The sequence below is a fragment of the Streptomyces fulvoviolaceus genome (genome assembly GCF_000718165.1).
GTDB classification, from domain to species: Bacteria; Actinomycetota; Actinomycetes; order Streptomycetales; family Streptomycetaceae; genus Streptomyces; species Streptomyces fulvoviolaceus.
On the sequence record NZ_JOEY01000220.1, the window covers coordinates 1 to 256 of the forward strand.

At 74.2% G+C, this 256-nt stretch carries 1 pseudogene; it reads left to right on the forward strand.

From position 1 onward, the window contains the following. A pseudogene (locus IG08_RS0153605) lies at positions 1 to 256 on the forward strand (IS200/IS605 family accessory protein TnpB-related protein); the annotation flags it as partial.

A 256-nucleotide genomic window follows, 5' to 3' on the forward strand; every position in this document is an offset into this window, starting at 1 on the left:
ACCGCAGCCGGCGGGAGTGGCATGCCAAGGCCCGCCGCCTGCAGGTGCTGGAGGACCGGCTGGAGCGTGAGCGGGCCGACCGGGAGGCCGGGACCGTGCACGTCGTACGCGGCGGGAAACGGCTGGCCCGCACCCGCCACCAGCTGTCTGCCGCGCAGCTCACCGAGGCCGACTGGCGGAAGCAGTGGGAAGCGTCGCGCTGGTTCCTGCAGGCCGACGGCGAGTCCGGGAAGCGCTACGGCAACGAGACCCTCCG